The 24681-nt window shown below is 35.5% G+C and carries 32 protein-coding genes and 1 tRNA gene; 27 read left to right on the top strand and 6 right to left on the bottom strand.

The window, feature by feature from the left end:
* From DRF61_RS22720 to DRF61_RS19275, 12 genes are all read left to right on the top strand, one after another.
* Complete coding sequence (locus DRF61_RS22720) at nucleotides 1–231, top strand: MarR family transcriptional regulator (RefSeq protein ID WP_146897244.1); 231 nt, start codon at nucleotides 1–3, stop codon at nucleotides 229–231.
* 241 nt (nucleotides 232–472) lie between these two features.
* The gene (locus DRF61_RS19325; protein WP_111960115.1) at nucleotides 473–1606 is read left to right on the top strand and encodes a Clp protease ClpP; all 1134 of its coding nucleotides are present in this window, start codon (nucleotides 473–475) and stop codon (nucleotides 1604–1606) included.
* 14 nt (nucleotides 1607–1620) lie between these two features.
* Complete coding sequence (locus tag DRF61_RS19320; protein ID WP_111960113.1) at nucleotides 1621–2010, top strand: hypothetical protein; 390 nt, start codon at nucleotides 1621–1623, stop codon at nucleotides 2008–2010.
* Between the two features lie 10 nt (nucleotides 2011–2020).
* Complete coding sequence (locus DRF61_RS19315; RefSeq protein ID WP_111960111.1) at nucleotides 2021–3034, top strand: hypothetical protein; 1014 nt, start codon at nucleotides 2021–2023, stop codon at nucleotides 3032–3034.
* A 70-nt stretch (nucleotides 3035–3104) separates the two neighbouring features.
* Nucleotides 3105–3674, top strand: a complete 570-nt coding sequence (locus tag DRF61_RS19310; protein ID WP_111960109.1) for a hypothetical protein — start codon at nucleotides 3105–3107, stop codon at nucleotides 3672–3674.
* Nucleotides 3675–3732: 58 nt separating this feature from the next.
* Nucleotides 3733–3960, top strand: a complete 228-nt coding sequence (locus DRF61_RS19305) for a hypothetical protein (protein ID WP_111960107.1) — start codon at nucleotides 3733–3735, stop codon at nucleotides 3958–3960.
* The gene (locus tag DRF61_RS19300; RefSeq protein WP_111960105.1) at nucleotides 3953–5311 is read left to right on the top strand and encodes a phage portal family protein; all 1359 of its coding nucleotides are present in this window, start codon (nucleotides 3953–3955) and stop codon (nucleotides 5309–5311) included. The genes DRF61_RS19305 and DRF61_RS19300 overlap by 8 nt, the downstream gene beginning before the upstream one ends.
* On the top strand, nucleotides 5298–6002 hold the full coding sequence (locus DRF61_RS19295; RefSeq protein WP_111960103.1) for a hypothetical protein: 705 nt from the start codon (nucleotides 5298–5300) through the stop codon (nucleotides 6000–6002). The genes DRF61_RS19300 and DRF61_RS19295 overlap by 14 nt, the downstream gene beginning before the upstream one ends.
* Before the next feature lie 100 nt (nucleotides 6003–6102).
* Entirely contained in the window at nucleotides 6103–6873 is a 771-nt protein-coding gene (locus DRF61_RS19290) for a hypothetical protein (RefSeq protein ID WP_111960101.1), read from the top strand.
* 12 nt (nucleotides 6874–6885) lie between these two features.
* The gene (locus tag DRF61_RS19285) at nucleotides 6886–7773 is read left to right on the top strand and encodes a T9SS type A sorting domain-containing protein (protein ID WP_111960099.1); all 888 of its coding nucleotides are present in this window, start codon (nucleotides 6886–6888) and stop codon (nucleotides 7771–7773) included.
* A gap of 88 nt (nucleotides 7774–7861) precedes the next feature.
* Nucleotides 7862–8260 carry a phage holin family protein gene (locus tag DRF61_RS19280; RefSeq protein WP_157963410.1) on the top strand — a complete coding sequence of 133 codons (399 nt, stop codon included), beginning with the start codon at nucleotides 7862–7864 and terminating at the stop codon, nucleotides 8258–8260.
* Nucleotides 8260–8736 (top strand): M15 family metallopeptidase, encoded by a 477-nt coding sequence (locus DRF61_RS19275; protein ID WP_111960095.1) that lies wholly within the window; start codon nucleotides 8260–8262, stop codon nucleotides 8734–8736. Before DRF61_RS19280 ends, DRF61_RS19275 begins: the two co-directional genes overlap by 1 nt.
* 30 nt (nucleotides 8737–8766) lie before the next feature.
* On the opposite strand, the gene DRF61_RS19270 is transcribed toward DRF61_RS19275, so the two are convergent.
* A complete protein-coding gene (locus tag DRF61_RS19270) occupies nucleotides 8767–9135 on the bottom strand; it encodes a helix-turn-helix transcriptional regulator (protein ID WP_111960093.1) in 369 nt (122 codons plus the stop codon).
* A gap of 203 nt (nucleotides 9136–9338) precedes the next feature.
* Here DRF61_RS19270 and DRF61_RS19265 point away from each other — a divergent pair, with 203 nt between their 5' ends.
* Together DRF61_RS19265 and DRF61_RS19260 are read left to right on the top strand one after the other, a co-directional pair.
* A complete protein-coding gene (locus tag DRF61_RS19265; protein ID WP_111960091.1) occupies nucleotides 9339–9557 on the top strand; it encodes a hypothetical protein in 219 nt (72 codons plus the stop codon).
* Between the two features lie 12 nt (nucleotides 9558–9569).
* Nucleotides 9570–10370, top strand: a complete 801-nt coding sequence (locus DRF61_RS19260; protein WP_111960089.1) for a GLPGLI family protein — start codon at nucleotides 9570–9572, stop codon at nucleotides 10368–10370.
* Nucleotides 10371–10411: 41 nt separating this feature from the next.
* Here DRF61_RS19260 and DRF61_RS19255 read toward each other — a convergent pair whose 3' ends face one another.
* The 4 genes from DRF61_RS19255 to mce form a co-directional block, all read right to left on the bottom strand.
* Nucleotides 10412–10639, bottom strand: coding sequence for a hypothetical protein (locus DRF61_RS19255; RefSeq protein WP_111960087.1), 228 nt, complete (start codon nucleotides 10637–10639; stop codon nucleotides 10412–10414).
* A 9-nt stretch (nucleotides 10640–10648) separates the two neighbouring features.
* A complete protein-coding gene (locus DRF61_RS19250; RefSeq protein WP_111960085.1) occupies nucleotides 10649–11881 on the bottom strand; it encodes a site-specific integrase in 1233 nt (410 codons plus the stop codon).
* Nucleotides 11882–11988: 107 nt separating this feature from the next.
* A tRNA-Ile gene (locus DRF61_RS19245) sits at nucleotides 11989–12062 on the bottom strand.
* 62 nt (nucleotides 12063–12124) lie between these two features.
* Nucleotides 12125–12523, bottom strand: a complete 399-nt coding sequence (gene mce, locus DRF61_RS19240; protein WP_111960083.1) for a methylmalonyl-CoA epimerase — start codon at nucleotides 12521–12523, stop codon at nucleotides 12125–12127.
* A gap of 94 nt (nucleotides 12524–12617) precedes the next feature.
* Between mce and rbfA the strand changes: the two genes are divergently transcribed.
* The 8 genes from rbfA to DRF61_RS19205 all read left to right on the top strand — a co-directional run bounded on the left by rbfA (nucleotide 12618) and on the right by DRF61_RS19205 (nucleotide 20777).
* A complete protein-coding gene (gene rbfA, locus DRF61_RS19235; protein ID WP_111960081.1) occupies nucleotides 12618–12977 on the top strand; it encodes a 30S ribosome-binding factor RbfA in 360 nt (119 codons plus the stop codon).
* Nucleotides 12978–12980: 3 nt separating this feature from the next.
* The gene (locus DRF61_RS19230; RefSeq protein ID WP_111960079.1) at nucleotides 12981–14186 is read left to right on the top strand and encodes an ABC transporter permease; all 1206 of its coding nucleotides are present in this window, start codon (nucleotides 12981–12983) and stop codon (nucleotides 14184–14186) included.
* Nucleotides 14187–14256: 70 nt separating this feature from the next.
* Complete coding sequence (locus DRF61_RS19225) at nucleotides 14257–16041, top strand: endonuclease (protein WP_111960077.1); 1785 nt, start codon at nucleotides 14257–14259, stop codon at nucleotides 16039–16041.
* 60 nt (nucleotides 16042–16101) lie between these two features.
* Complete coding sequence (locus tag DRF61_RS19220; protein ID WP_111960075.1) at nucleotides 16102–16839, top strand: shikimate dehydrogenase family protein; 738 nt, start codon at nucleotides 16102–16104, stop codon at nucleotides 16837–16839.
* Nucleotides 16840–16914: 75 nt separating this feature from the next.
* A complete protein-coding gene (locus DRF61_RS19215; RefSeq protein WP_111960073.1) occupies nucleotides 16915–18720 on the top strand; it encodes a DUF349 domain-containing protein in 1806 nt (601 codons plus the stop codon).
* A 63-nt stretch (nucleotides 18721–18783) separates the two neighbouring features.
* A complete protein-coding gene (gene ribD / locus DRF61_RS19210; RefSeq protein WP_111960071.1) occupies nucleotides 18784–19833 on the top strand; it encodes a bifunctional diaminohydroxyphosphoribosylaminopyrimidine deaminase/5-amino-6-(5-phosphoribosylamino)uracil reductase RibD in 1050 nt (349 codons plus the stop codon).
* Between the two features lie 38 nt (nucleotides 19834–19871).
* The gene (locus DRF61_RS22715) at nucleotides 19872–20054 is read left to right on the top strand and encodes a bacteriocin-like protein (RefSeq protein WP_146897233.1); all 183 of its coding nucleotides are present in this window, start codon (nucleotides 19872–19874) and stop codon (nucleotides 20052–20054) included.
* Between the two features lie 117 nt (nucleotides 20055–20171).
* Complete coding sequence (locus tag DRF61_RS19205; RefSeq protein WP_111960069.1) at nucleotides 20172–20777, top strand: IMPACT family protein; 606 nt, start codon at nucleotides 20172–20174, stop codon at nucleotides 20775–20777.
* On the opposite strand, the gene DRF61_RS19200 is transcribed toward DRF61_RS19205, so the two are convergent.
* On the bottom strand, nucleotides 20774–21481 hold the full coding sequence (locus tag DRF61_RS19200; protein ID WP_111960219.1) for a zinc metallopeptidase: 708 nt from the start codon (nucleotides 21479–21481) through the stop codon (nucleotides 20774–20776). The two genes, DRF61_RS19205 and DRF61_RS19200, sit on opposite strands and share 4 nt — an antisense overlap.
* Before the next feature lie 108 nt (nucleotides 21482–21589).
* Between DRF61_RS19200 and DRF61_RS19195 the strand changes: the two genes are divergently transcribed.
* The 5 genes from DRF61_RS19195 (at nucleotide 21590) to DRF61_RS19180 (ending at nucleotide 24665) form a co-directional block, all read left to right on the top strand.
* Nucleotides 21590–22723, top strand: a complete 1134-nt coding sequence (locus DRF61_RS19195; protein ID WP_111960067.1) for a GNAT family N-acetyltransferase — start codon at nucleotides 21590–21592, stop codon at nucleotides 22721–22723.
* 110 nt (nucleotides 22724–22833) lie between these two features.
* Nucleotides 22834–23010, top strand: a complete 177-nt coding sequence (locus DRF61_RS22820; protein ID WP_167409447.1) for a hypothetical protein — start codon at nucleotides 22834–22836, stop codon at nucleotides 23008–23010.
* Nucleotides 23011–23131: 121 nt separating this feature from the next.
* Nucleotides 23132–23503: an NADH-quinone oxidoreductase subunit A gene (locus DRF61_RS19190; RefSeq protein ID WP_048502955.1), complete on the top strand. Its 372-nt coding sequence runs from the start codon at nucleotides 23132–23134 to the stop codon at nucleotides 23501–23503.
* Between the two features lie 99 nt (nucleotides 23504–23602).
* The gene (locus DRF61_RS19185; RefSeq protein ID WP_047397471.1) at nucleotides 23603–24163 is read left to right on the top strand and encodes an NADH-quinone oxidoreductase subunit B; all 561 of its coding nucleotides are present in this window, start codon (nucleotides 23603–23605) and stop codon (nucleotides 24161–24163) included.
* A gap of 7 nt (nucleotides 24164–24170) precedes the next feature.
* Nucleotides 24171–24665, top strand: coding sequence for an NADH-quinone oxidoreductase subunit C (locus tag DRF61_RS19180; protein WP_111960065.1), 495 nt, complete (start codon nucleotides 24171–24173; stop codon nucleotides 24663–24665).
* Nucleotides 24666–24681: the final 16 nt, after the last annotated feature.

Below are 24681 nucleotides of genomic sequence, written 5' to 3'. Positions count from 1 at the left end.
ATGCAGAAAAAAACATTCAAACAACAAACATTATCCTTTGAAGATAAAAATGAAGCCCTTGACATGGCAATTGCAGATTTTGAAAAATTTTGCAAATATGCAGGTGTTGATTCAACACAATTAAAAGTTTGCATTGAAAGAAACAAAGGGTTGACGTTAGGGCAAATTTCTCAAAAACTCGATGTCCCAAAATCAACTGTTAGGGATATTTGTGACCGTTGTTTTGAATGATTTTGTAAATAATAAATAAAGGAAGGAACAAAAGTCTTAAAAACATATTCATCCACCTGGAATAATAAGGAATGTAATCCGGGTAATATATTTTTTCTACAAAGTCAAAAAATTTTTCTAAAATAATTTTTTTCATCATTCAAATATACTAAAAAACCGTGCGGAAATCTCGCACGGTTTATACAACATTGTTACATATTAAATTTATTTAAAAATACCTTTGTAACTGACAAACAGGGGTATGAAAAACAATCCGATTTTTTTTAACTACAAAATTTCTAACAGCGGTGAAAGACTTGATGTCTTCATTGATGGTACCATTGTAGATGCAGAAACACAGGAAATTTGGAAAGAATGGTTTAATGATGATACATCTGTTTCATTCAAATCGTTCAGGACTGAAATTCTTGATTCCGGCCTTAAAAATATCCGGATCACCATTAATTCTTTTGGTGGTCAAATCGGCGATGCTATGGCAATGCATGATTTCATTCAGCAACTTGAAAATGATGGTTACGCTGTTGAAACGATTGGCATGGGGATGATTTGTTCCGCTGCTACCTACCCATTATCTGCTGCAAAAAATTCTAAAATTTCACCGAATTCCTGGTATATGATTCATAATGTTTCGGGATTCGCCTGGGGTGATGTGAATGAAGTTGAAAGACAGGCCAAAAATCTACGAGAATTCAACAATAACATCCGTGATTTTTATGTGAATTTAACAGGAAAATCCAAAGAACAAATTGAAGAATGGATGAATGCTGAAACCTGGTTCACTGGAACCAAGGCAGTAGAAAACGGCTTTGTAAGCAAGACAACTGATCAGAAAGAAGAATTTAAACCAATCAATTCGGCCAATTGGAATTTCAAAAATACGAATGCTTTGGTGGCATTTAATTCCATTGCATCCAAACCACCTGTTGAAGATCCTGAAAAATTAATTCAAAATTTAGATATGAACAAGCTAATTGAAGGTATTGTTAATGCTTTTAAGTCTAAAAATTTGGTTGTTACCGAAAAAGACAAAACACCGGAAGCCTTGACAATTGAAAACTTAACATCTGCTTTAAATGAAGCTTTTAAGGATGTTGATTTGGAGCCAAAGGCACCAACCGATGAACAGGTAAATACCGCTCTTACAAATTTCTTTAAGAACGGATTACCAGAAAACATGATTTCGCAGATCACAAATGCTGTGAAAGAAAATGTTACGCCTGAAAACTTCAAAGAATCAGAAGAATTTAAAAATTTGACTGGAAGACTGGAAGACATTGAAGAAAAAGCTTCAAAAAACTTTGGCCAAGCAAAGCCAAAAAACAGAGGTAGTGAAGCTTCTTCCAAATATGAAGCTGACGATGTTGGATTTGATTAAAAATTACTAATAATATGACTGGGTTAGAAAAAGACGTGTTACAAAATGACCTTTGCGAAGGTTGTGAATGCACCGGCTTTGTTGCAATGCTTACATACGCTTTAGATGCAACAGCCAAAACGGTTACTATCACCGATACTTCAACGTTTGGGGCCGGTGATGATCTTAATGTTGTAAACGCTCATGTTTACGACAAAGATGGAAACGAAAAACACGGCCAAATTACTGCAGATGCAGGAAATGTTGTGTTGGATGTTTCAAGTCTGAATTTATCAAGTATAGACATTCTTGCAACGGTAATCAGCACACAAGGTTGTAAAGCTGATTTAGGCAGCTACAATATTGGAAGTGTTGCATTATCCGGATCACTTGGGAACAAAAACAATCAAGGATTAAGAGACTAAAAATTTAACTATGAACGAAAGATTTAAAGTAGGACCACAGAGTTACTATGAAATGTTAGTAAAACCGCATTTTGCGGACTTGCTTCCTGATGGTTCATTTAATGGAACTCTTAGCGAGTTCACGGTGATGAGTGACGTTTCAAGCAAGAAAAAAATTGTTGAAATTCTTGGAAAACAAAACATCCTAAAAAGAAGGGATGCATCTTGTAATATTGTTTTCTCACCTGTTGGTAAGGCTTCAATCAGACAAATCGAAACTGATGAAGTTTATGGAGCAACCAAGCATTGTGAAAATGAATTTTATAAAGGATGCCTGGAAGATTTCAGAAACAAAGATCCTAAATTCAGGGATTACATTATGGATTTCTTCTTGAAAGCAATTAAGGTTGATATTACTTCCAATGCGTATTTCGGTGATATTGATAGGCCAAATGACGGAAATGGTGTTTGGAGTTGGAACGTTTTTGATGGTATTTTCAAACAATATGCAAAATATATCAATGATGGTGTTATTCCTGCAAACCAGACTTCCGCTTTCAACAGTGGGGAATTAACACCTTCCGATGGTAAGAATTATCTGGATTGGGCTTATAAGAATCAGGATATTTTCCTGAAGCACTTACCAAATAATATGAAAGCTTTTTATGTATCACAGTCAATTTTTGATGCGTATGAAGATTTTCTAATTCTTGCAGGTTTAGCCAATAACATTCAATATATGCAGAACGGCTTCAAGAGTTTGAAATATAAGGACATTGATGTTCTTGTTGAAACAACCTGGGATCCAATTCTATTTGCATTGAACAATGGTGTTGCTGCACATGCATGTATTTTAACAATCAGAGGAAATTTCGTATTTGCAACAGATAGTTCTTATGGTGAAGCTACACCAGAAGGTGTGAAAGCCTTATTAGTTTGGTATTCATATGATGAATTGACATGGAAATATGCAAACTTCATGAGAGCCGGAACCGGGATTGCTTATCCTGAACACACTGTGTTTGGTATGACAAATATTGCTTAAAAAAATTTACAACAAAACATGTAACAATATTACATGTTTTGTTTTCTAACAATCAAAATTCTAAATTATTATGCTTTGTGTAACACTTAAATCATATACTGCACCGTGTTCTGCTACAACTGGGGGTGTTTCTGATCTTTGGGTTTATGATCCTGCAGATTTCAATTGGACCCAAGATGCAACAAGTAAAAGTTATACTGCTCTTGCTTTAAGGGATGGTGCAACTGCAGCCGGTGGCGCAAAAATGTTCCGTTTATCATTCCAAAGAAAAGAAGCTGAATTCAAATTCAAACATACACTGAACGGGTGTTCCGTGAAATATGAATTTGATCTTGATGCACAGCTTCCAAACCTTTCACAAGAATTAACAAACTATCTATCAAGCTTGGATTCTGCGGGTTGCTGCTGTGGTCTTGGTCTTGTGATTAGACTTAATTCCGGGAAAATTTTTGTTATCGGGGAAAGATACGTCAACGGAAATACCATTCCATATTTTGAAGTCGTAATGAACGGTACTGAAGGTGGTTCTGGTAGAAAAATGGAAGATTTCAACGGTGCTAAAGTTATGTTCAAGTCTGAATATGGACGAATGGCAAATGAATTTTCTGGTGATATCTCTATCATAGAAGGTTTTCAGTAGGAGGTGATTCTCTTGAAAAAATCTTCGATAAAACATTTGATAAAACCTTTGAATAATTATGTTTTCTATAAAAGCAAAATTCAAAAATAAAGTAGTCGGATTTAATGGTTCGACTACTCCCCTTGGGGAACGTGAAGACCTGGGTGTTCTTGCTGAAATTGCAATCAGAAGCCAGGATCCAACCTTGCTTATTCTGTTTAGTAAAACACCAACAGAACAAGAAGTTCAGAAATACAAGGAATTAAAATTCTTAAAAGAAGAATCCAACAGCAACGAGAATGAATAATTCTGAGAAAGATCAAAAAACCATTGTTTCAAACGTAGCAACGATTGATGCAAAAAATCCAATTCCCTTTGAGCCTTCAGGGGAATCAACTGCATTTCATCTTACAAGAAGAAGCAGGAAATATTTGGCTTTTTTAGATCCTAAAGATAACTTCTTTCAGTTGCTTTTAGAAGCAAAACTATTATCCCCAACAAACAATTCATGTGTTAACTCCAAAACAAACTTCTGCATTGGAAAAGGAATGTATATCAAGAACGGTTCCGAGAATAAAGAATTTGACATCTTTAAAAAACGTGTTAATAAAAAGGGGCAAAACCTTGATAAGATTGTAAAATCAATTTTCAACAATCACTTCACTGTTGGTAACAATTTTATTGAAGTGATCCGGGGGCAAATTGGAAAAAAGAAATTTGTTTACATAGTCAACCGGCCCTTTCTTGATTGTAGACTTTCATCACCAAATGATGATGATATCTGTGAAACTGTTTTCATTTCAAAAGAATTCAGAAAAAAAACCGCTTGGAATTTAGTTGAAGATAAAGCTGTTGAATTACCTATTTATTATGGTGATCCAGACATGGATTGGTATAAAAGCGATGTTGGAACTGAACACTGTATTATTCATGTTAAAAATGATGTTCCGGGTTACGATTACTATGGGATGCCTGACAATATATCTTCATTGCCTTGGCAGATCCTAGAATATAAAAATGTAAGGTATAACCTTGATATTATAGACAATAACCTCATCGTGGGTGGTGTCCTTTTTCTTGAAGGAAATGTTTCCCAGGAAGAAGGGAAAAAAGTTGGCCGTGATATTATCTATTCTCATACGGGAGACGGCAAACGCGGACGTTGGACTGTTGTAACCGGCGGAAAGGGAATCACGAATTCTTCACTTCAACAATTTGACACCAAAACGGACGGATCATTCCTAAAACTGGATGAAAACGTTGAAAGCAAAATTGTGGATTCAAACAATTGGGACACTGCTTTGTATGGTCAACATCAAAATTCATCTGGAATGGGGAACGGTGGTTTTGCCTACCTGTCAGCCGTTTTTGACACGAAAAACAAAACTGTGATAGAGCCGACACAAGAATTGATATTTCAAGATTTCATCAATCCATTCTTTGAAATATATGATAATTGGATGGGTACAAAGTTCAGTGATTTAGAACTTGCATTTAAGCCCGTTTCACCAGCTTCATTTATTGGCGAAATTGATGTTAATTCTTGCTTGACTAAAGATGAAGGAAGGGAAATCCTTGGAAAACCGGCAATGGAAGACAAGGCAAAGGGATCTGAATTTATTACAACCTCAAAAAATAAAAAAGATGTACAGGCTTAACAATTTAAAGAGGGATGTTTTAATTACACCTGATGAAGTGATCTTTCATGCTCCAACCGACCAAGAAATTGACGAAAGGCAAATCTTGCAGAACATTATTGTTGCTGAAGAACGTTGGATTGCAAATGCGATATGTGATCAATTTTATGAAGACTTTATTTCAAAGAAAAATGTAAGAGTAACACAGGAAAATAAAGCTGATTTACTGGCCAGAATAAATGCTTCTTATGAACTTGATGGATTAAACCTAATTAAAGATTCTGATCTGAAAATTGGAATGATAATCAACGCAATCGAATTTATTGAAAATCCCTGGTATGTAAAATTGTGGGAAAGATTCCTTTGGAAACTTACTGCAGAATGTGTTGATATGACGGCTATTGTTCCAAGTTGGTTAAGACATACGTCAAAAGGCCAACAAATGAACAATCCTAATGCAATAGGCGGAAACGGTGCAAGTTCAGCAACCGGCGGTGTAAAAGAAATCAATTTTAAGCAAAATTCTTCTATCCAGGACCGGATTGATCCGCTGCTTGAAAGAATGCATTTATGGATATGCCAAAACAAAGAACATTTTCCCCTGTATTGTAAAGATTGTGGCGGGTGTGGTTGTAATGGAGAATTAAAAGATATAGACGGTGTTTCTCATATCCGGAAAACAAATTTTATAACAAACATTTATGATGATTAAGAATTATGATAGCAATTAAATTTTTATGCTGCAAAGCAAAACACATTTTGATCAAGTTCAAAATTTTTGATAATTCTTTCGATAAAACCTTTGAATAATTATGAGTACAGAAGCGCAACAAATAGCAAACCAGATAGAAAACGAGACACAAGCAGAAGGAAATTCAAAAGTACGTGTTGCATCTGGTTTCAAGGCTTTAGACAGGGATAAAGCTGAAATTGACGGATCAAATCTGACACCTGAAAATATACAGAGTTGGAAAAACACACTGGAAATTAACGGAACTGAAGAACAAGATACTTTAGATACTGTAGCTGGTAGGGATCCAATAACAACTAAAAGCATAACTATCGGAGGTCTAAAAGCTACTTCATTAAATAATGCAGATGCAACATATACGAAAAATGTAGTTGCAAAACCGGACGGAACAATTGGTTGGGAAAATAAAACAAGTATTGTATTGCCGTTTATTCCAAAAGTAGAAATACATACCTACGAACAGGATGCCTCAAATTACTATATGAATATTCTTGTTTCAGGAATGGTGGGTTCAATTACGAGTCCATATTTCAGAATATTTAGTCATTCAGGAACAGGAACAGATATTGAAGCCAGTGGGGTAACTGTAGTTTCCCAAGTTTCCACTGGCACCGTGATAATGCCAGGAAACATTTCTGCAAATTCTATGCTGATTAGAATCAGCTTTTCAAAATCGGCAAACACTTCGCTTCTTTGGTCAAGTGCTTCAACTTCAGTCATGATTTCAGCGGAGTTTTTAGGTACTCATAATAGTGATGTCGCTAATGGAACAACATATTCTATCCCCCGTGTCGGAATAGATACAAAACTTAAACAAAAAATTTCAATATAAATTATTATTACTATGAAACGATTATTATTAGGATTTACATTAGCCTTAATTAATGTATCTGTATTTTCACAAACTTCACAGGCTTATGTAGCCCCCGGAGAATTAAGAACTTTCTTGGATTACAACCTTGGAGCAGACACTTCTTTAAATTCAACAGTACCAGCACAGGGAATTAAGGGGGCAAAGTATCAATGGGGCAAAAATACACCCGTTAATTCAGCAAGCTGGGGTTCTACATCAGCTATTGACAGTTCGTGGAGTGATTCCGGAAAAACATTAAATGATCCGTGTCCTGATGGATATAGGGTTCCTACATCAGCAGAATGGCAAGGGGTTATTGACAATAACAGTGTTCAATGGGTAGGAGATTTTGTAGAAGATGGCACCAACATGTATACAAGACATGGCAGCGGTATTCTAATTAATAATTCCTTGTTCTTACCTGCTGCAGGAAGTAATTATTATGTAAATGGTAATTTATTTAGCAACAATGCATCAGGGGCCTATTGGAGTACAACAGTTACCGGGTGGGCCAACTATGCTAAAGGATTAACTTTTATGAAAGCTTTATTAAGCAATAATCAAACTTTGAATGTTGGATTCTCTATTGATAAGAATTCCGGTGCAAATGTTAGATGCATTAAAGAGCCTGTTTCATTTCCAAACGGAATTTTATATCCCAATCCGGTCAAGGATAATTTCTTTGTTAATGACGATGCACTTAAAAAAATGATAAGGGTTAAGGTTTATAATACTGCCGGAAAACTTGTCCTACAGAAAGACATTGTAACACCTTCTAAAGAAAGTATTTCAACTAAAGATCTTGTTAGTGGAATTTACTCTGTAAAAATAACGAAGGAAGGAAAAACATACACAGAAAAGATTAAAGTTCAAAACTAGATCTAAGAATCTATCACAGAATTTTGTCCCTTATTATAAATATTTATTCAAAGAAATCATGATTCATTTTATTCAATATTATCCAAAAATGCAGCTGTTAATAGCATTACTTGTTGTTATTGTTTTGGATTTTATTTGTGGGGTTACTAAGGCTACTTTAACCGGTAAACGTAGGACCTCTAAGGGTTTCCGGAAAACATTTTCAAAATTCATTCAATATGGTGTTAGCATTGTAGTAGCATTGGTGATTCTTAATATTGGTAATGATGGAAAGTCTGGTTTATCAAAACAGATAAGCTGGCTTTTTGGGGACTTTATGATTTTTCTAATGATCTATATTGAAATTGTGAGCATCTTCGAGAATATCGAGGTGATTAACCCGCAAAGTGACTTTGTAAAGTATTTTATTCGTCCCGTTAGGCGAATATTGACATTTCAAATTAAAAATCTTCTTGCAAAAGAAGACATTACCAAAGAACAAAAATAATGGATTTAATAACATTACAACGAATAGAAAAACTTCATCCTTCTATACGGGATGAAGTAAAAAAAATTATTACTGAATGTGATGAAGCTTTAACCGGTCGTGCTAAAATAAGGATTACACAAGGGTTAAGAACTTTTGCAGAACAGAATGATTTATACGCACAAGGCAGAACAAAGCCGGGCAAGAGGGTAACAAATGCCAAAGGTGGCCAGAGCATTCATAATTATGGATTTGCTGTTGATATCTGCCTTATTATTGATGATAAAACAGCCAGTTGGGACACTGCCAAAGATTGGGATAATGACAAACAATCCGACTGGATGGAAGTGGTGGTTATTTTCAAGAAAAACGGCTGGAATTGGGGCGGTGATTGGCGTACGCTTAAAGATATGCCACATTTTGACAAGAAAGGGTTCAGTGATTGGAAAGTTCTTTCCAAGAAGAAACGAGACAAAGACAATTACATTATTGTATAATAAAATTTCCCGGACTTTATTCGGGAAATTTTATTTTTTTGAATTTTTTAAACTATATATCTCTTGCTTTAGTAATGAAATATATTCCTGGAGGTCTCTAATTATTGCCTTATAGAAATCCTCATCTTTAATGACTGTCATGACTTTATCTTTCATAACCGTATGGTTATCATTTTTATTTATTTCCTCTGCAGGTGCGGGAACATAATCATCTTCATAAATTTCATATAAAGGAACACCTAAAAATTCTGATATTTTTTCCCATTCCCTCATGACTATGCTAACATTTCCGCTTTCTTTTCGACTGTAATTAGAAACGTCCGTTGCAATAACATCAGCTAATTGTTGCTGAGTTATTCCTTTATCTTTTCTGGTATCACGTAATCTGTCTTTTCTCAACTTTTTTCATTTTATTGTAAAAATATACTTATTTAATAAATGTATTGTACGGGTTTCCGTAAAATTTAAAATATATCAACTAAAATTTGATTTTATCTTATTGAAGTTTAACATAATAAAAAAGTTTTATAAATTACGGATTCCCGTAATGGTGAATAAATAAAAGTGAATATATTTACAATACAATTTTAAAAATATTTATAATGAAAAAATTAATTTTAGTAGCAGCTCTAGGGGTTGCCGGATTAGCAAGTGCTAAAGGAAATGTTAAAAAAATGGATTTAAAGGCTGTTGAATGGTGTGGTACTGTTACCTATCAAACATCTTGCGGATTCCCTATTCAGGACTCATATTGCACAAGTTGGGGACAACAATGTTTAATGGATAATATGGCCTTACTAGATGAATATTTTTGTGGTTAAAATATAATTTTAATGTTAAAAATATTCTCAATAATAATTTTGATGAACAGTATTTTAGTCTTTTCTCAGGACAAAAATACTGTTCTTTATTCTAACTTGATCGCTAAGTATCATGTTAAATTTTTAAAAGATTCAACAGATAAATCAAGTGAGAGAGAGGAGATAATGACGCTTTTTATAGGGGACAACATATCTCTTTTTAAAAGCGATCAAAAGGCAAAGAGTGATTCTCTAAAAGAATCAATTGTAAAGAACAGTCTTAGTAATATCACTTCGGGAAATATTAACATCGACTTTTCAAAAGTTCCTCGTGTTAATATGAATCAAGAAGTATTATTAAAAGATGGTAAGCTAAAAGTTTATGATAAGGTATTTAAAAATTTGTTTTCATTTGAGCCTGCCAATAAGGTCGAATGGATTTTATTAAATGAAGCAAAAAAAATAAATGGATATGATTGTAAAAAAGCTACTGGCAAATATGGTAGTAGAAATATTACAGCTTGGTATACTGTAGAAATTCCTGTATCAGAAGGCCCTTATACTTTTAAAGGTCTTCCTGGACTTATTGTATCGTTAGAAGATCAAAAACAAACTTATTCTTTTGAATTATTTTATTTGAAAAAAGAAAGGAGGGAAATAATACTGATAAAAAATGACACTCCAACGACTTACGAAAAATTTTCAAATGCAAGACAAAACGCTAAAGATAATGCAGTCAGCAATGTTAGCGGAATTCTTCATAGGGAAATGACAGCACATGAAATGGATGTAGTAAGGAATAACGCCGGAAAAAAAAATAATTACTTAGATTAGATATATAATGATCCCGGACTATAAATCCGGGATTTTTTTTATTAAAAACTATCATTTAATTTGTCAAACTGTTCTTTTGCAAATATTTCCATTTCTTCAATGATCTTTGCTCTTTCATGGCTTGAAATAAACATAGCATTTTCGTAAACTCTGGAAATCATTGTTGGATTTACCTGATCAACTTTAAACAGTAAATCTTTACTTGGAGATTGAAACAATACATAATATTGTTGTTCTGAAGGCTCGTAAAAAAATTTCAATTTTTTCATATTTTAAATTTAACCAATTTTAAGCCGCTTTAAATCTTCATTTTTTCTTGATTCTTTTCCTGTTGTATAAATTCCTGTTGTTCTTTCATTCTTATGATTTGCCATTCTCTGTGCAGCACCGGCGATTGGAATAATAGGAATGCTTGATTGTTCTTCAATCTTATCCAAAAATAAATGCTTTAAACTGTAAAAATCTTCAGTTATTTTTATAATGTTTCCTTCATCATCTTTAATTTCCTTTGATTTTATATGTTTATTCCACCTTCTTGAAATTTGCCTTGGATTAATTGAAGCGGATCCAGGGCATAAATTTTTAGAAAACAAAAAATCTTCTTCATTTTTACATAAATTCAAAATTTCTTTCCAATAATGAATTGCATCTAATGTAATTATTTTCTTTTCCCAAACATATTGTTTTCCCTTCTTAATTAAAACTTGGTATTCTTGATTTTTAATGTCAACATGCTTTTTCTGAACCCTAAAAAGTTCTGCAGTTCTACCACCAGAATAGAAGAAAATTTTACCGTATCTAAAAAATGTGTAATGCTTATCACGAAGAAAATAAAAAACGTGTTTTAATTTTTCCTCTGTAATAACAGCACGGATGTTTTTAACCTCAATCCTTCTTGTAATATCTCTTACAGGGTTATTTTCACAACAACCAAATTCAACCAATTCCTTAAAAAGTCCCATTAAATAAGCACGGGATTTATTATAATTAGAATCAGTAAGTTTTAAAGCATCCAGAATATTTTTTATATGCCAGGTTTTTATCTCGTTAATCAATAAATGACCAAAACCAAGCTGATCCTTTATTTTTTTTACTTTTTTTATGTACCTATTCACCTCATAAGAATGATTTTTTGAATAGGTAATTTTAAGTTTATCATAAGATTGCTCCAAGGCTTCAGTAAATGGCATATATGGATGCAGAATTCCAATTCTATCAGTCATGTATTTTTTTGTGATAGGATTATAATTCTTTTTATCAAGCATCGTTTCCATTTCTTCTTTGAAAACCGTTGCTGTTAATTTTAATTCTTGTAAATTATTTCCGGAAAATTTCTTTCTGTATTGAAAACCTAAAGGATATTTGTCTTTATATCCTGGATCATGGAATCGACATTCCACAAACCAATCCTTTTTGAAGTTTGATTTTGTAAAGGTGAAGTAATTTTTAGGAGAAATAAAGACTTCTGTTCTTGAACAATTGTTGACAAGATTAATTAATTCTTTTCTCATAATGGTAGATTTAATGTTGACGTTCATGTTGACTTTCAAACATTTTCTACCTCTGTTAAAGCAGTTGTAAAATCCGGAAACCCGTTGTGGGAAGGGCTTCCGGATAGTGGTCCCACCTGGGCTCGAACCAGGGACCACCTGATTATGAGTCAGGTGCTCTAACCAACTGAGCTATAGGACCTCAAAACTTGGTTAAATTTTGTGATTGCAAAAATAGCAAAATTTCTTTCACTACAAAACTTTTTATTGCTTTTCTTGACAAAGTTCTACCAACACTCCGTTCGTGGATTTTGGGTGCAGGAAGACAACTAATTTGTTATCAGCACCTTCTTTAGGTTCTTCGGAGATAAACTGAAATCCTTCTTTTTTTAATCTTTCAATCTCTTCAAGGATATTTTCTACACCAAATGCCAAATGATGGATACCTTCACCTTTTTTATCAATAAACTTCGAGATCGGGCTTTCCGGATTACTGGCTTCTAACAACTCTATTTTACTTCCTCCCGCTCCGTAAAAAGAAGTGACAACCCCTTCCCTTTCTACACTTTCTTTTTTATAAGATTCTTTTCCTAACAGTTTGGTAAAAAGGTCATCAGAAATTCCTAAAGATTTTACGGCAATACCAATATGTTCTAGCTTCATAAATACTAATAAATATAATTAAATCGTAAATTTGATACCGGAGCTGAATTTCAAAGGTATCAATTCAAACAAAAGTACTAAATTTGCATAACTTATGGAAAGTAACAGACAAAGAAAAGTAGCACAGATCATTCAGGAAGACTTCGCAGAACTTTTCCGCAAACAGGCTTCAGAAAGCAAGCAGAGCATATTGGTATCCGTTTCAGATGTAAAAGTATCGGCAGATCTGGGTATTGCCAAAATTTATTTAAGTATTTTCCCGCAGGAATTCCGTTCCGCGGTGATGAAGGAAATTGAAGAAAACAAACCTCAGTACAGAAATTTTATTGGCCAGAAAATGGCAAAACAGGTACGTATAATTCCGCAGCTTAACTTTTATCTGGACACCGCTCTTGATGATGTTGAAAAACTAGAAAGAGAATTAAGAGGCGAAGGCGACAATCCGGTTTTATAAATCTTGAAAAATATTGCATTTTACATAGCATCCAGATACCTTTTGGCTAAAAAGGGAAGCACTGCCGTGACGTTTATAACGTGGCTTTCGGTAGGGGCCATGACGGTTGCTGTGACTGCAATGTTTGTGATCATTTCAGTGTTTTCAGGCCTTGAGACTCTGAACAAAGACCTGATTTCCAATCTTCATGCTGATCTGACCCTGAAAAGTATTTCAGGAAAAACAGTGAAAGATCTGGATAAGGTCACTACAGTTTTAAAAAACAATAAGGCAATCAGCAGTTTTTCCCGCGTCATTGAGGAAAAAGTATATGTCAATTATAAAGGTAAAGGTGATATTGCCTATTTAAGAGGAGTTGATTCCGCTTATATAAAAGTCAATCCTATTGATAAAGATGTATTCTATGGAACTTATCCAAGTTTCCAGTACTCCAATGAAGTGTTAATGGAAACAAACCTGCACAACAGGCTTTCAATTCCTATAGATTCCACAAGCAATTATGCTACAATCTTTATGCCCAAGCCGGGAACCGGTATCATTAACAAAGAGGAAGACATCTATAATAAAAGAGATTTTCTGGTAACAGGAGTTTTCCCGGGAAAAGAACAGCTGGACAGTTATATCATTGCCCCAATAGAGCTTACCGAAGAATTACTCAGCCTACCAAAAAAATCAGCGTATCAGATTGTAATCAAATTAAAAAATCCGGAAAATGCTGATGCCGTAAAACAGAGCCTTCTTACTTCATTGGGAAAAAATATTGAAATAAAAACCAAGGAAGAAGAAAATGCAGCGTTCTGGAAGATGATCAATACGGAAAAGATGTTCATATATCTTATCTTTGCTTTAGTGATCTTCATTACCACCTTCAATCTGGCCGGAGCGATCATTATTCTTCAGCTTGATAAAAGAGAACAGTCCAGATCCCTTATTTCACTGGGCTTTCCAATCAGCCATTTAAGAATGACCTATTTCTATACCGGGCTTCTTATCGTGATTTCCGGAGTAATCTCTGGCCTGATCGCAGGAACCCTACTCTGCTATTTTCAACTTTATACGGAATTCTTCAGAGCTAATGAAATGCTCCCTTTCCCTGTAAAAATTGTTGGAAAAAATTATCTTATCGTGGCTTTCACTGCCTCCTTGTTTGGGATCATTATTTCCTGGTTTTTTTCCAAAATCAGCAAAGACTATATTACTAAAAGTTAATATATCCGATTTGAAATAAAATCAGCTTCATTTTCAATTTTTTGTACCTTTACGGCCCAATTTTTTTTAAATGAAACGAATTTTATCTTTTTTTCTGCTGAGTGCTGTATTTATTTTCGCTTCAGCTCAGGCTCCTGCCGGTTATTATGATAATGCTGCAGGCTATACAGGTGCCCCACTTAAAACGGCTCTTAAAAATATAATTAAACAAGGACATCAGGACCATGGCTACGGTGGCCTGTGGACAGCCTATGCAACTACTGACCGCGACTTTTTTTACGAAAATGACGGAACGATTTTGGATATTTATTCCGAAAATCCTAACGGACCGGATTTTTACGCATATACTTTAGGTACAAACCAATGTGGCGGCAGTGGTTATAACGGTGAAGGTGACTGCTACAACAGAGAGCACATTGTACCTCAAAGCCTATTCAGTTCAGCCAGTCCAATGGTAGCAGATATCCATTTCATCCGTGCCACCGATGGAAAAGTGAATGGTATGAGATCAAACTATCCTTTTGGTAAAGTACAGACTGCCTCTTATACATCATATAACGGATCTAAACTTGGAAATTCAGTATCACCGGGATATGGGGGAACTGTATTTGAGCCCATCGATGCTTTTAAAGGTGACGTAGCGAGGATGATCTTCTATTTTGTAACGAGATATGAAGCTGAACTTCCAGGTTTCAGTACCGGAAATATGCTGGGTGGATCTACCTATCCTGGACTTCAGACATGGGAACTGAACCAGCTTTTGGCATGGCATGTAATGGATCCCGTTTCATCTGAAGAAATTGCCAGAAATAATGCATCTTATACTTATCAGGGAAACAGAAATCCATTTATAGACAATCCTTCTTATGCTGAGCAGATCTGGGGAACACCGGTTATAGACACACAGGCTCCAACTGCTGCCACCAATCTTATTACCCAGAACCCAACTTCGAATACGATTTCTTTAAGCTGGACTGCTGCTACAGATAATATTGGTGTTACAGCTTATGATGTTTATGCTAACGGAATACTAAAAACTACAGTTGCAGGAACTACAGCTACTGTTCAGGGACTATCTCCGTCTACTACCTATACTTTCTATGTCATTGCTAAAGATGCTTCAGGAAACTCTTCTCCACAGAGCAATTCTGCAGACGGAACAACACTGGCAGGGCAGCCTGGCGGAAATACAAGCTGTGGAACTGAAAACTTTGAGAATATTCCGGCATCAGATTCCCAATATTTAACAAGAACATGGACAAACAATAATATTTCATGGACAGCTAACTTTGCAAGAACAGACCAGACCATTAACGGAAGAGCAATTACTATTCAAGGTGGAGATTTGACAAGTTCTACAATTTCAGGAGGAGTACAGTCTATAACAATAACCACTCAACGAAAATTCACGACGGGTTCAAATGGTAATTTAAATATTGAAGTTAATGGGACTGTGATAGGAACTGTTCCATACAGCACAACAGTAACTACGACAACAGTTAACGCAAATATCAGTGGAAATGCAATTATTAAGATCACTAACCCTGGTTCAAACAGAGTTGCCATAGATGACCTTACATGGACATGTTTCGGTTCACTGGGAACTTCTGACATTAAAAAAGACAATTCTGAATTCACCATCTACCCTAACCCGGTAAAAAACAATGAATTATTTGTAAAAGGTGAAAACTTAAGCAAAATTTCAAAAGCTGAGATCTATGATCTTTCTGGAAAACTGATAGAAGTTATTGCAAATCCTTTCAAAAACTCCAATAAGATCAATATTAAAGGACTTACTAAAGGAAACTACATCTTGAAAACAGACCGTTTCTCCACAAAATTCATGGTAGACTAAACCGTAAAAATATTTGATAATAAAGACCGATTTATTCGGTCTTTTTTTTATTTTTGATACATGGATTCCAATAAAAAATTAGGACTGATAGGAAAGAATATTTCCTATTCCTTTTCCAAAAAATTCTTTGAAGACAAGTTCCAGAAGCTGATGCTGAAAGACTTTACCTACGATATTTTTGACCTCAATGAAATTGATGAAGTAGAAACCCTTCTGAATGATCCTGAACTTTTAGGATTCAATGTTACTATTCCTTACAAAGAAAGGGTCGTTGACTATCTTGACGAACTTAGCGACGAAGCAGAAAAGATTGGTGCCGTCAATTGTGTTCTGATCAGAGATGGTAAAAAAACAGGTTACAATACTGATGCTTTTGGTTTTGAAAAAACACTTCTGCTCCACAAAAAATCCCATCAGGACAAAGCATTGATTCTGGGAAACGGAGGTGCTGCAAAAGCTGTGAAATATATTATGGATAAGCATGGAATTCCATCCGTTACTATTTCCAGAAATTCCGAAATCAATTTCATGAATCTGGACAGGGAGACGGTCTGCGACCATAAGATCATCATCCAGTGTACTCCTGTAGGGACATTCCCAAATGTAGAAGACTGCCTGGAATTCCCTTTTGAAGGAATCACCCCGGAACACCTGATTATTGACTTGATCTACAACCCGAATTACACCCAGTTCATCATTAAAGCCTCCGAAAAAGGAGCCAAAACAGTGAATGGTTATTATATGCTTGAGCAGCAAGCAGAAAAAGCTTGGGAAATTTGGAATTTTCAAAAAAAATAAACTAAATTAGTACCTTAATTGGCTTTACTGCTATATACAAAAGGATATTAACGCCACTCACATAAAAGATTTGCTATGATTACAGAAAACAATCTTTCTGAAAACGAAGAAAACAAAAATTCTAACGAAGTATCTCAAGAAGAAACATCCGAAACACCTGTACCTCATGGTGAAAGCGCTCATGAAGATGACGCAGAACACCTGGAAGAGGATCATGCTGATGATATTTCCCTGGCCGATGCTTTAAAAGAAATGGAAACCATCATCAACTCGGCTAATGCAGGCGAGAATTTCAAAAGATTCAATCAGTTAAAAGAAAAAGCAGGTCATTACATTCATGATGAAGTGGAAGACAAAAAGCATGAGTATGTAGAAGGCGGGAATCCTCCTGAAAACTTTAGCTACGAGCATCCTTTACAGTCCAAATTCTCCGCTCTGGTTAATATTTTCAGGGAAAAACATGACAGCTACCAGAAATCTCAGGATGAAGAACAGAAAAAAAACCTTGAGCACCGCCAGAATATCATAGAAAGACTTAAAAACCTTTATACCAATTCTGAACCGGGAACCAATCTTTTCAAATCCATCCGTGAAATCAAAGAAGAATGGTCAAAAGCCGGCCAGGTTGCAAAATCCGAATTCAAGATTCTTAATAATAATTACTTCCACCATCTGAACCAGTTTTATCAGATGCTGGACCTGAATAAAGAATTTCTGGAGCAGGAATTCAGCCATAATTTAGAGAAAAGACAGCATATCATTGCACGTGCTAAAGAACTGGAAAGTGAGCCTGTAATTCAGAAAGCCCTGAACGAGCTTCAATATCTTCACAAGCTTTGGAAAGAAGAAGCTGAGCCTGTAGCAGAAGAATTCCGTGAAAAAACATGGGAAGAGTTCAAAGAAATCTCCAACAAGATCCACGAAAGAAAATCTGAGCTCTCTGCAGCTATTGAAGGTGAACAGAATGATAATCTTGAAAAGAAAAACCAGATCATCGCAGAGATCAAAAAGTTATCTGAACCTTCCGAAACTCCTAACCACAGCTACTGGCAGAATTCTATCAAAAGAGTTGAAGACCTTCGTACTGAATTCTTAAAAACTGGAAGTGTTCCAAGAAAATTATCCAACCAGAACTGGAATGATTTCAAAACAACACTCAGAGCTTTCAATACAACAAAAAATAATTATTATAAATCTCTCAAAGGTTCCCAGCAAACCAATCTGGAAGAGAAATTAAAACTGATCCAGACTGCACAGGACAATATGAACAATGAAGAATGGGATATTGCCGTTCCTCTGTTCAAAAAGCTTCAGGAAGACTGGAAAAAAATCGGACACGTTCCAAAGAGCATGACCAATAAAATCTGGGACGAATTCCGTGATGCCTGTAATACGTTCTTCAATAATTACAGAGAGAAAAATAATGCTTCTAACGATAATTGGAAAGAGAACTATAAACAGAAAAAAGAAATTCTCGAGGATCTGAAAACTGTTTCCAATGACGAAGGCAGTATTGAAAGAATAGAAGCAATAAAAACCGCCTGGAACAACATCGGGAAAGTACCGAGAGACAAAATCTCAATCAATACCGAGTTCAACAGAACGTTAAGAGAAAAGCTGAAGCTGAATAAGATCAACGAACTTGAGCTGAAAGAAGAAGGTTTAACAGAAAACCAGCTTACAGACAAAGCAAGAAAGATCAAGAGCCAGATTTCTGACCTTGAGGGTGAGATTGTAAAACTGGAAAATAACCTGGCATTCTTTAACAAGCCGTCAAGAGAAAACCCTCTTCTTAGAGATACATTCAATACAATCGACGAGAAGAAGGCTCATCTGGAAACCTTAAAACAGAATCTTCACAATATCATTGCCGGAGATTAATCTATTAAATAATATAAAAAAGGCGAAGCAAAGAAATTTGTCTTCGCTTTTTCTTTTTACTTTATGAACAACGACGAATTATACATAAAAAGATGCATTGAGCTTGCTCAGAAAGCACTGGGCAAAACCTACCCCAACCCTCTTGTAGGCAGCGTGATTGTCCATAACGGGAAAATCATCGGGGAAGGATACCATCATAAAGCCGGAGAAAACCACGCTGAGATTAACGCGATCAATTCTGTAGAAAATAAAGATCTTATACCCGAATCTACGATCTATGTTTCACTGGAGCCCTGCGCCCATTATGGTAAAACGCCACCATGTGCTTTAAAAATTAAAGAACTTGGTTTCAGGAAAGTTGTCATTGGCGCCATGGATTCTCATGACAAAGTAAACGGGAAAGGAAAAAAAATCATTCAGGATGCAGGTATTGAAGCGGTTTCAGGAATACTGGAAAAAGAATGTATTGAGCTGAATAAAAGATTTTTTACCTATCATGAAAAGAAAAGACCTTACATTATCCTGAAATGGGCCGAATCAGGAGACGGGTTTTTAGATAAGGATTTTAAACCAACAGCCATTTCAAATTCTCTGGCCAATCAATTTGTACATCAACTAAGAGCCGACGAACATACTATTTTAGTGGGAACACAAACCGCTTTAAATGACAATCCAAGCCTGACCGTAAGAAATGCTGAAGGAGTAAACCCTGTCAGAATTCTTATTGATTTTGATTTAAAAGTTCCTGGCAGTTTCAATATTTACAATAGTGAAGCAAAAACACTGGTTGTAAACTCTGAAAAAGAAGGTACCGAAGGGCATATCCAATTTATTAAAATCAACAGGGATAATTTCATTCCAGAGCTACTGGAAGTACTATACAATGAACATATACAGTCTGTTATTATTGAAGGCGGCCGTTTTACATTACAGCAATTTATTAATGCTAACCTTTGGGATGAAGCCATTGTCATTAAAAATGAAAATCTGAAACTGGAAAACGGAACAAAAGCGCCAGAATTTAATTATACAGCTGACAGAATTGAAAATTTGAGAGATAATACAGTATCAATTTTTAAAGCAAAACAAAACCATTTTATCACCATCAATTGAAATAATTTCTTTACATTAGTTTTACAAAAATTAATACTATGAAAAACTTAAAGAAAATTTCAAGAACTGGTTTAAAAAATATTAGCGGTGGTGCATTTGTATTTGTAGACTGTACTTTACCTACCGGGGAATCTACCAGATGCAGAGACAAGTGTCCTCAGGATTTTTGCGGCCCGACAAGCTATATGTGTCTACTTCCCTTAGATTATTGCGGATCATAATGAGGATCAATATCACATTAAAAGATTTAGGAAGCTGTCAAATATTGATGGCTTCTTTATTTATGATTGCGTAACTTATGTTGTATTTATACTTTTGCATTGATAAAGCCGGCTATAATGACGTTCGAATATAAAACCATAGAAAAACCCATAGAAAATACTTTATTAAAAGAAAAAGGAAGCAAATTCATTGGATTTGCCTTTCCGGTCAATAACGAAAGGGAGCTGAAAGAAGCATTGGAAAAAATCCGGACAGAACACCCTAAGGCTACCCATCACTGTTACGCTTTCAGAATGGGCCTGGAAGGTGAAAACTATCGGGCAAATGATGACGGTGAGCCATCAGGAAGTGCAGGTCTTCCTATCTACAATCAGCTTTTAGCACACGAAATCACCAACGTTCTGGTTATATCGGTCCGTTATTATGGCGGAACAAAACTCGGGGTTTCAGGGCTTGTAAAAGCCTATAAAGAATGTGCAAAAATCACATTGGAAGAGGCCAATATCATCACAAAAGAGCTTGAAACAGAAATTGAAATCCAGTTCAACTTCAATCAGCAGAATACTATTTTTACCCTGCTTTCCAAATTTGATGCTAGGGTTCTGAATTTTGATGCTAATGAAAACTGCATCCTCACTGCATCTTTAAAATTAGCCCAAAAAGAAAGCATTTCAGATAAATTATCCGAAATGCAGTATGTTTCATTTGAATTTAAAGATTAATTCCTTCTTCCACCAAGGAGTAATGAACCCCAATAAAGAAGCTGAGCCAGTGATCCAAGGGCTGCCACAACATACGTTCTTGCTGCCCATTTTAAACTGTCCTGTACTCCTACAAATTCTTCTTGGGTAACCGTTCCCGTGTCTTTAATCCACTTCATTGCTCGGTTACTGGCATCATATTCCACTGGAAGGGTTACAAAAGCAAAAAGTGTAGTCAATGCAAACATTGCCACTCCTATCGCCAGAACCGTCGTATTTCCGTTGGGATCATCAATAGATCTTGTTGCTGCCATAATCCCAATACCTGCGATAAGGACAAACTGCATCAGATTAGAACTTATATTCACAACAGGAACCAGCTTTGAACGCAGGTTCAGCATCGAATATCCTACAGCATGCTGCACTGCATGTCCACATTCATGCGCAGCCACAGCCGCAGCAGCTGCATTTCTCTGCATATAGACTCCTTCTGAAAGGTTAACTGTTTTATCTGCCGGGTTATAGTGATCCGTCAGCTGGCCGGGAACAGAAATTACCTGTACATCAGTGATTCCGTTATCTCTCAGCATTTTTTCTGCTATCTCTTTCCCCGAAAGCCCATTTCTAAGATGTACATTGGAATAGTATTCAAATTTCGATTTTAATCTGGACGAAACCCACCAGCTTATCAGCATTGAAACACCGATAATAATATAATAACCCATCATTTTATATAGATTTTTTGTGTTTAATTTTAAACATAATGATGTAAAAACTGTGCCAAAGTATTACATTTTATTATCTATATTTGCTCTCTAATTATCCCTTTATCTATGTCTAAAGTTTCAGTTATTGAAGTGAAAAATCAAGACGAATTAAAAAAATTCGTAAGATTTCCAATGGATCTTTATAAAAACAATCCCTATTATGTTCCTTCCTTTATTAAAGACGAATTTAAAATTTGGGACGCAAAAGAAAATCCGGCTTTAAATTATTCAAAATCCAGGCAGTTTCTTGCCCTGAAAGACAATAAAGTAGTTGGAAGAATAGCCGTGATCATCAATCACAAGGAAGAAAAGGAATTAGGCATCAGAAAAGTACGTTTCGGATGGATTGATTTTATTGATGATAAAGAAGTTTCTCAGGCGCTGATCCAAAAAGCAATAGATTACGCCAAGGAAAATAATATTGATAAAATTGAGGGCCCAATGGGCTTTACCAATCTTGATAAAGCAGGCATGCTTACCATGGGTTTTGATAAGCTGGCCACCATGATCGGAATCTATAATTATGAATACTACCCAAAACACATGGAAGATCTTGGATTGACCAAAGAAAAAGAATGGGTGGAGTATGAAATGAATTTCCCAAAGGTTTTACCTGAAAAAGTAGAAAAATTCAGTGGTCTGATTGCTCAGAAATACAAACTTAAAGTTCTCAATTTCAAATCAAAACAGGAGATTCTTCCGTTTGTAGAACCTATGTTTAAATTGCTTGACGAAACTTATAAGCACCTTTCAACCTATACCCCTATTTCGGACGAACAGATACAGACTTACAGGGAAAAATACTTCCCTTTTATAGACAAAAACTATGTGATCTGTGTAGTGGATGAAAATAACGAACTCGTGTCATTTGCCATTACAATGCCTTCTTATTCTAAAGCTCTACAAAAATCTAAAGGAAAGCTGTTTCCTTTCGGATGGTGGCATTTTTTACAGGCAGGAAAGAAAAACGACCGTGCAAACTTTTATCTGATCGGAATTCATCCCGAATACCAGAGAAGAGGCGTTACAGCCATTATATTCAAAGAAATTTTTGTGCGTTTTACCAGCATGGGAATTGATTTTGCAGAAACAAATCCTGAACTGGAAGAAAATAAAAGTGTTCAGGTGCTTTGGCAGGATTACAATCCCGTCAATCACAAAAGAAGAAGAACCTATTCACTAGCAATTAATCATCAGTGATAAATGATGAGTTATTAGTGACTTATTTTAAAACCGAAAGCTGATAACTCATACTTTACACTTCAGAAAACTTCCCTTAAAAACCTGAATTCTTTTCGTAAATTTATCCTATGAAACCACATCTCATTGTTTTCGCTGTTCTGATTGCAGCATTTATCGCTTACAACTTGTTTTTTCGGATCGAAGATGACCGAATGAATACCGTAGTCAATATAACACTGGCCAGCATTCTTTTTGGATACATATCGTTCATGGCCTACTCTCTCCTCAAAAAAATGAAGAAATAAGCACTATTTTTATTGATTCTAAATTACCGCTTTTCCCTATTTTAATCCCACTTTTAAGCTTATTAATTTCATGCTTTCTTGTTTATTCGCTAAATTTGCAAATTGAGATAATAATGCAAAAATGAATTTACCTGAAAGTTATATTCCAATCCTTATTCAAGCAGGTGTAGCTATCGCATTCGTAGCCGTTTCTTTGCTTGGAGCCCATTTTCTGGGACCAAAACAGAAAAAAGGAAATTCTGTAAAAAACCAAAGCTGGGAATGTGGAGTTCCTGTAGAAGGAAATGCGAGAACACCGTTTTCCATCAAATATTTCCTGACAGCAGTATTATTCGTGCTATTCGATATTGAAATCGTATTTTTTTATCCATATGCTGTAAACTTCAGAGAATTCGGAATGGAAGGATTCCTTGCTGTCCTAACCTTCGTCGCAATTTTCTTCATGGCGTTTTTCTATGTATGGAAGCGTGGCGCATTAGATTGGGATAAATAAAGAATAGAAATTTTAAATGACAATTTTAGATCAGAAAATTAGAGTTAAGTTAACATTAACACCAATTTAGAATCTAAATTTAAATCTTAAATCAATCAAATGTCAGATAACAAACCAGTAATAAGAACAGATGCACCTGCTCCCGAAGGATTTGAAGGAGAAGGGTTTTTCGCAACGAAACTGAGCAGTGTAATCGGGATGGCCAGAAAATTCTCTCTTTGGCCTTTACCATTTGCAACCTCTTGTTGTGGTATCGAGTTTATGGCTACCCTGAACCCTACGTATGACGCTTCAAGATTTGGTATGGAAAGAAACTCTTTCTCACCAAGACAGGCGGATATGCTAATGGTTTGCGGGACTATATCTAAAAAATTAGGACCTGTCCTAAAAGAAGTGTACACTCAGATGGCCGAGCCAAAATGGGTGGTTGCTGTTGGAGCTTGTGCTTCCAGCGGTGGTATTTTTGACACCTACTCTGTTTTACAGGGAATTGATAAAATTATTCCGGTTGACGTTTATGTTCCGGGATGCCCTCCAAGACCGGAGCAGATTATTGAAGGCGTAATGCAGGTTCAGGCTTTGGCAGAAAGCGAAAGCATCAGAAGAAGAGATATGCCTGAATACCAAAAATTGTTAGATTCTTACAACATTAGCAACTAAAACGGAAATGACGAACGAATTTGTATTAGAAGCAATCACAAGAGAATTTCCGGAGTCTGTAATCTCTAGTTCAGAGCCTTATGGAATGTTAACTATTGAAGTAAAAAAAGATGATATCAAAAAGATTATTCATTATCTGAAAGATTCATCGTTGGAATTTAACTTTCTTACCGATATCTGCGGTATCCATTACCCTGAATTTCCGGACAAGGAAATCGGTGTCGTGTATCACCTGCACAATATGATGGCTAATGTCAGATTACGCCTGAAGATCTTTATGGCCAGAGAAAATATCGAAGTGGATTCTCTTGTAGATTTATTTGCCGGAGCCAACTGGATGGAAAGAGAAACGTTTGATTTCTACGGAATTAAATTTAAAGGACATCCTGACCTGAGACCTATCCTGAATATGGAAGATCTCGGATACCACCCTATGCTGAAGGAATACCGTCTTGAAGATGGAACCAGAACAGATAAGGACGATAACATGTTCGGAAGATAAAAAAATATAAATGATT

It is taken from the genome of Chryseobacterium lathyri, assembly GCF_003290185.1.
GTDB lineage: Bacteria > Bacteroidota > Bacteroidia > Flavobacteriales > Weeksellaceae > Chryseobacterium > Chryseobacterium lathyri.
The sequence above is the reverse complement of the archived record's forward strand: the minus strand, read 5'-3'. Positions and strand labels throughout refer to the sequence as shown.